General features: G+C 69.4%; 6 protein-coding genes. 3 read left to right on the top strand and 3 right to left on the bottom strand.

The features are described from left to right. Both A9X05_RS27520 and A9X05_RS27515 read right to left on the bottom strand, forming a co-directional pair. A partial coding sequence (locus A9X05_RS27520; RefSeq protein WP_067785387.1) for a sulfate/molybdate ABC transporter ATP-binding protein occupies positions 1-953 on the bottom strand: 953 nt, incomplete at its 3' end. Between the two features lie 8 nt (positions 954-961). Continuing rightward, positions 962-1,759 carry an ABC transporter permease gene (locus tag A9X05_RS27515; RefSeq protein WP_197499222.1) on the bottom strand — a complete coding sequence of 266 codons (798 nt, stop codon included), beginning with the start codon at positions 1,757-1,759 and terminating at the stop codon, positions 962-964. A 114-nt stretch (positions 1,760-1,873) separates the two neighbouring features. Here A9X05_RS27515 and A9X05_RS27510 point away from each other — a divergent pair, with 114 nt between their 5' ends. Beyond that, positions 1,874-4,543, top strand: coding sequence for an adenylate/guanylate cyclase domain-containing protein (locus A9X05_RS27510; RefSeq protein ID WP_231972881.1), 2,670 nt, complete (start codon positions 1,874-1,876; stop codon positions 4,541-4,543). Here A9X05_RS27510 and modA read toward each other — a convergent pair whose 3' ends face one another. Next, complete coding sequence (gene modA / locus A9X05_RS27505; RefSeq protein ID WP_067760748.1) at positions 4,544-5,302, bottom strand: molybdate ABC transporter substrate-binding protein; 759 nt, start codon at positions 5,300-5,302, stop codon at positions 4,544-4,546. A gap of 234 nt (positions 5,303-5,536) precedes the next feature. Here modA and A9X05_RS27500 point away from each other — a divergent pair, with 234 nt between their 5' ends. Then, positions 5,537-6,214, top strand: a complete 678-nt coding sequence (locus A9X05_RS27500; RefSeq protein ID WP_067760746.1) for an SDR family oxidoreductase — start codon at positions 5,537-5,539, stop codon at positions 6,212-6,214. A 59-nt stretch (positions 6,215-6,273) separates the two neighbouring features. Next, positions 6,274-6,567 (top strand): LLM class flavin-dependent oxidoreductase (locus A9X05_RS27495; protein WP_156737046.1); only part of this gene is annotated, 294 nt, incomplete at its 3' end.

Here is a 6,567-nt window from a genome sequence, read left to right as displayed (position 1 = left end):
CGCACCAGCACCGCCGCCCCGCGGATGTCCAGCTCCGCCACCGTCACCTCGACCGTGTTGCGCGGGCTGCCGTGCGGTCGGTCCCGATAGATCGCCACCGCCGTGGGCGGGAACACCGCAATCGCATTCTGGCCCGCGGCGAGCCCCTCACCCCCCGGCGCCGCATGCCAGCGCACGCCGGAGCGCGCGTCCAGTGCGGCGTCCGCGGCGGCCGTCCCGTTGACCAGGTTGACGCCCGCGATCCGCGCCCCGAAGTGACTGCGCGGCGCGGTGAGCACGTCGGAAACGGGACCGATCTCGGCGATCTTGCCGGACTCGAGCACCAGCACCCGGTCGGCCAGCGTGAACACGTCGAGCAGGTCGTGCGTAATCAGGACCACCGCGCAGCCGGTGCGGGCGACCACGCGCCTCAGTACCGCGCGAATGCTCGCGGCCGCCGCGACGTCAAGACCGTTCAGCGGCTCGTCCAGCAGCAGCACGTCGGGCTCGGCGGCCAGCGCCCGCGCCACCGCCACGCGCTGGGCTTGCCCGCCGGACAGCTGCCGCGCCTTGCGGTCGGCGAACCGCTCGGCGTCCACCTCGCGCAGCCAGCGCAGGGCCGCCGCCCTCCCCGCGGCTCGTCGTGTTCGCAGCCCCCCGCCCCGGCTGCGCGTCCCGAAGGCCACGTTGGCGGCGACGCTCATGTGCGGGAACAACAACGGGTCCTGCATGAGCAGGCCGACGCGGCGGTCATGGGTTGCCACGTTGACCCCGGCCGCGGTGTCGGTCAGCACCCGGTCGCCCAGCCGCACCACCCCGTGGTCCGGGCGAACCAGCCCGGCGATCACATGCAGCGCGGTGGATTTGCCCGCGCCGTTGGGCCCCAGGACCGCAAGGACTTCGCCGGCCGACACGGTGAACTCCACGTCCAGTCGGCGGTCCGCGACGTCGGCGCGCAGCTGCAGTTCGCTCATGGCCCCGGCTATCTCGTTTCGTCTCCGGTCAGCCGGCGGGCGCCGAGCCCCAGCACCACCAGCGCCGCCACCGCGACCAAGAGGATCGACAGCGCGACCGCGGCGTCGGCGTCGGTGACCCGCTGCAAATAGATCTCCAGCGGCAGCGTGCGGGTGACCCCTTGGCGGGACCCGGCGAACGTCAGCGTGGCGCCGAACTCCCCCAGCGAGCGGGCGAACGCCAGCACCGCGCCCGACGCCAGGCCCGGCAGTAGCAGCGGCAGGGTGATTCGCCACCAGACGGTGCTGGGCCGCGCCCCCAGGGTCGCCGCCACCACCTCGAAGTCGGCGCCGGCGGTGCGCGCGGCGCCCTCCAGGGAGATCACCAGGAACGGCAGCGACACGAAGGTCTGCGCCAACACCACCGCGGTGGTGCTGAACGCGATGCTGACACCGGCGGCCTCGAGGTACTTGCCGAGCAGCCCGAGCCGGCCGAACGCGTACAGCAGCGCGATCCCCCCGACGACCGGCGGCAACACCAAGGGCAGCAGGATAAATGGTCGCAGCAGCCGCACCGGTCGCGCGGTGCTGCGGGCCAGCACCAGGGCCATCGGGACGCCAAACAGCACGCAGAGCACGGTGCTGGCCGCGGCGGTCTTGAGGCTGAGCAGCAGGGCGGTTCGCGACGACGCGCTGGCGATCAGTGACCAGAAGTTGGGCCAGTCGACCTTGATCGCGATGGCGAGTAGCGGCAGCACCACGAACCCGGTCCCCGCGGCGGCGGGAACGTACACCCACCGCGGTAGATCGGCGCGACGCTCGCTAATGCTTGGACCCCAACCATGATCGGGCGATGAACACCGCCCCAACCTAGCGCCCGAGAGCCGAGGTTTCCGCCGATGTGCGAGGTAGAAGCAGGTGCGTTGTGAGATTCTGCTGGGGTGTCCGCTCGGCCGGCGGCCGCTCCTTCGGGGGTGGTGACGTTTCTGTTCACCGACGTCGAGGGCTCGACGCGTCGGTGGGAGGCCGACGCGGACGGGATGCGGGTGGCCCTCGCGGCCCATGACGACGCGTTGCGCACCGCGATCGAGGCGCACGGGGGCTGGTTGTTCAAGCACACCGGTGACGGCGTGTGCGCGGCGTTCGCCTCGCCGCGCGCGGCGGTCGATGCCGCCGTGGCCGCACAGCGCTCACTCGAGTTGCCGGTGCGGATGGGGCTGGCGACCGGCGAGGCCGAGCTGCGCGACGGCGACTACTTCGGCACGGTGCTCAATCGTGCGGCGCGCGTGATGGCCGCCGGGCACGGCGGTCAGATCCTGGTGGCCGCGTCGACGGCAGGCTTGCTGAGCGGCGTGGATCTGGTCGACCTGGGACCCCGTCGGTTGCGGGACGTCCCCATGCCGGTCGGCGTGTTTCAGGTCCGAGCCGCCGGCCTGCGGGCCGACTTTCCGCCGCTGCGGGCGCTGGACACGAGTCCGGGCAACCTGCGGCCCGCCCACACGAGCTTGATCGGCCGCGAGGCCGCCGTTGCCGACATCGAAGCGGCGGTCAAGACGCATCGTTTGGTGACGCTGACCGGAGTGGGTGGGGTCGGCAAGACCCGCCTCGCGTTAGAGGTGGCCACGCGGTTGGCTGATGAATTCCCGGACGGGGCGTGGCTTTTCGAGTTGGCCGCGGTGACCGACCCGGCGGCGGTTCCCGACGCGGTCGCGGCGGTGTTGGGCATCACCCAGCAGCCGGGCCAGACCGTCGGCGAGTCGGTCGCTGCCGCATTGGAGGGCCGGGTAAGGCTGTTGGTGCTCGACAACTGCGAGCACGTGCTCGACGCCGCCGCCCAGCTGATCGAAACCATCCTCGCCCGATCGGCCACCGTGAAGATCCTTGCCACCAGCCGCGAAGGACTGGGAATTCCCGACGAGCAGGTGCGGCCCGTCCGTTCCCTGGACGTGGCGGGCGTCCACTCCGCGGCGGTTACCCTGTTTACCGAACGCGCCCAAGGCATTTCGGCGGGCTTCTCGATGGTCGACGGCCGTGATGCCGCCGCCGTCACCGAGATCTGTCAGCGGCTGGACGGGATTCCCCTAGCCATCGAGCTGGCCGCGTCGCGGATGGCGTCAATGACCGCCAGTGAAGTGCGTGACCGCCTCGACCACCGCTTCAGGCTGCTGGTCGGTGCGCGGCGCGGCCTGGAGCGCCACCACACGCTGCGCCACGCCGTGGCCTGGTCCTACGACCTTCTCGACGACGACGAAAAGGCAGTGCTGGCACGCTGTTCGGTGTTCGCGGGCGGATTCGACCTCGAAAGTGCCTGCGCCGTAATGGGCGCCGAGGATGAGTACGTGATTCTGGACCTGCTCGATGCCTTGGTGCGCAAGTCGCTGCTGGTCGTCGACCGGTCTTCGGGGCGCACCCGGTTTTCGATGCTCGAGACGATCCGCCAATTCGCCGAGGAACAGCTCATCACCTCCGGCGCTGCGGGAGAGATCCGCGCCGCGCATGCCCGCCATTTCGCCGGGCGCGAGGCCGACGTCATGGCGCTGTGGGACGGCCCGCGCCAGCGCGAGGCATACGACTGGCTCACGGTCGAGTTGGCCAACTTGCGCACCGCCTTTCGCTGGTCGACCGAACACGGCGACCTGGATGCGGGTGCGGCCATCGCCGCATACGCGGGCTTGCTTGGTCCGTTCCTCGAGAACTACGAACCCATCGCCTGGGCCGAAGAAATGGTCGAACCCCTTCGTGCCGTCGACCACCCACGGCTGGCAGCCGTGTGCGTGGGGGCATCGCTGGCCGTTCTGGTCGGCCGGTACCAAGAGGCCGTGCGCTACAGCGAAATCGGTGAGACGGTCATCGCCGCCGCCAGCGACAAGGTGTCGTCTTTCGGGGAGGCCTTTCTCGGCAGCGCGTATTTGTTCGTCGGGCAGCCCGAACGGTATCTCGAGCTATGCCGGGCCCAGGTGGGGCGCGGTGGGGACGCCAACACTTTCGCCAGGGCAAACCTGGTGTTCGCTCTGGCCGTCTGCGGTTCGTCTGACGAGGCGTTGGCAACGGGCGAGGGCCTCATCGATGCCGCCGAGGCCACCGGGAATCCATGGGTGCTCGCCTACGCACTCTTCGTGTATGGGTACGCGGTCCGTGCGACCGATCCGGATCGCGCCCTCGCGGCGCTGCGCCGCAGTCTGCTCGTCGCGCGGGATAGCGGCAACCGGTTCTACGAGACCCAATTCCCGTACTGGGCCGCCGGACTCATGGCCGAGCAAGGGGACCCCGGGGCGGCGGTGGATCACCTCGCCTCGGCCATCCGCAACAACCACGAGTCGGGCAACATCGGCATGATGTACAACGCGCTCGCCGTCCTCGCCGTGTTCCTCAACCGGCTAGGACACTACGAACCGGCTGCCACCATCGCCGGTTTGGCGGCGGTCAGCCCGATGGCAGCAACGACCTTGCCCGAACTCGCAGAAATGATCGCCGACCTTCGCGAGGTCCTCGGTGACCAAACCTACGAATCGCTCGCCCGCAAGGGTGAGATGATGACCACCGCCGAGATGGTGACCTACGCCTATGGCCAAATCGACCAGGCCCGAACGGGTTTCGGACCGCCCCGCTGATCAGGGCTTGGCGAACCCCGCCTGGGCCAGGATGTTTTGGCCGACGTCACCGGTCACCATGGCCACGAACCGCTTCGCCAGCGACGCTTGCGGCGCCTTGTTCATCACCGCGATCGGATAGACGTTCACCGCGCCGGCGGCCTCCGGGAAGCTGACGGTCGTCACCTTGTTCCCGGCGCTGTGGGCGTCGGTGACATAGACGAGCCCGGCGTCCGCCTGCCCCGTGGTGACCTTGTTGAGGACGTCCGTCACGCTCGGTTCCTCGCTCACCGGGTTGAGGTGAACGCCGGTGCTGTCCTCGACGCGCCGGGTCGCCGACCCGCAGGGCACCGGCTTCTGGCAGACGACCACGGCCACCCCCGGCCTCGCGAGGTCGGCGAATGACCCGACCTGCCTCGGGTTGCCCGGCGCGGTGACGATCACCAGCGTGTTCGACGCGAAGTTCGTCGGGTCGCCGGCGACCAAGCCGGCCTTGGCGACCGTGTCCATCTGCGCGGTGTCCGCCGACGCGAAGACATCGGCGGCGGCGCCCTGCGTCAACTGGGTGGCCAGTTCCGACGATCCCGCGAATTCGAAGTCGACGTTGCTGCCGGCGTTCTGGGCCTTGAACAGCGCTCCGATCTGGGTGAACGCGGGCTTCAGCGAGGCGGCGGCGAACACCACCAGCGTCCCGGGCGCCGCCGGTGTCGATCCGCACCCGATCAGGGCCGCCATCAGCATCGTCGAGACGAAACCGGCCAGGAACCCGATCCGAGGCATGGATGCACCCTAACCCGCCGACGATGCGGACCTATTGCAGGCCTAACGGCGCAAAAAAGTGAGGTTCGAATAGTTACGGAAATGATCCGCGCGTCGCGGCGCGAACAATTTCGCCGACTAGCTACTGTCCAGTAACATGGACGCATACTGATGCCATAACGTGCTGAGATCCCAGGCCGGTCCGTCATTCGATCCGCAGCAGGATCTGGGTTCAACGTTGAACACGAGGAGGTCATGGCAGTGGAAGTGCTGGTCACCGGTGGAGACACCGAACTTGGACGCACAGTGGCCGAAGGCTTCCGCGATGACGGTCACAAGGTGACCCTCGTGGGCGCACGGCGCAGCGACCTCGAGATCGCCGCCAAGGAACTCGACGTCGACGCGATCGTCTGCGACACCACCGACCCGGCGAGCCTGACCGAGGCCCGTCCCCTGTTCCCCCACCATCTGGACACCATCGTCAACGTGCCGGCTCCCACCTGGGAGGCCGGCGACCCCCGCGCGTACTCGATCGCCGACACGGCCAACGCCTGGCGGAATGCCCTGGACGCCACGGTGCTATCGGCCGTGCTGACGGTGCAGACCGTGGGCGATCACTTGCGCTCGGGTGGCTCCATCATCAGCGTGGTGCCGGAGAACCCGCCCGCCGGAAGCGTCGACGCCGCGATCAAGGCGACCCTGTCGAATTGGGTCGCCGGACAGGCGGGCGTCTTCGGCACCCGCGGCATCACGGTCAACGCCGTCGCCAGCGGGCGCAGCGCGCAGCCCGGCTACGACGGCCTGTCGCGCACGCCCCCGTCGGTCGCCGGCGAGGTGGCCCGGCTGGCCCTGTTCCTGACCACCCCGGCGGCCCGCCACATCACCGGCCAGACGCTGCACGTCAGCCACGGCGCGCTCGCCCAATTCGGCTGAGGGCGTAATCGCGGCGCGAGCCGTTTCGTCGCGCGTGGAGCGGCACTACGGTAGACCGCGTGGCTATTCGACTCGGTCTGCAGATTCCCAACTTCTCCTACGGCACCGGGGTGGACAAGCTCTTCCCCACTGTCATCGCTCAGGCCCGCGAGGCCGAATCCGCCGGCTTCGACTCGGTCTTCGTGATGGACCACTTCTACCAACTGCCCATGTTGGGCGACCCCGACCAACCGATGCTGGAGGCCTACACCGCCCTGGGCGCGCTGGCCACCGCCACCGAGCGAGTCCAGTTGGGCACCTTGGTGACCGGCAACACCTACCGCAATCCCGCGCTGCTGGCCAAGACCATCACC

This window comes from Mycobacterium sp. E3298 (assembly GCF_001666895.1).
Lineage (GTDB): Bacteria > Actinomycetota > Actinomycetes > Mycobacteriales > Mycobacteriaceae > Mycobacterium.
The sequence above is the reverse complement of the archived record's forward strand: the minus strand, read 5'-3'. Positions and strand labels throughout refer to the sequence as shown.

What these genes read in the sequence shown, in the direction of transcription:
- modA (WP_067760748.1), bottom strand. Translation starts at nt 5,302, where the DNA reads ATGCCTCGGATCGGGTTCCTGGCCGGTTTCGTCTCGACGATGCTGATG.
- A9X05_RS27500 (WP_067760746.1), top strand. Translation starts at nt 5,537, where the DNA reads ATGGCAGTGGAAGTGCTGGTCACCGGTGGAGACACCGAACTTGGACGC.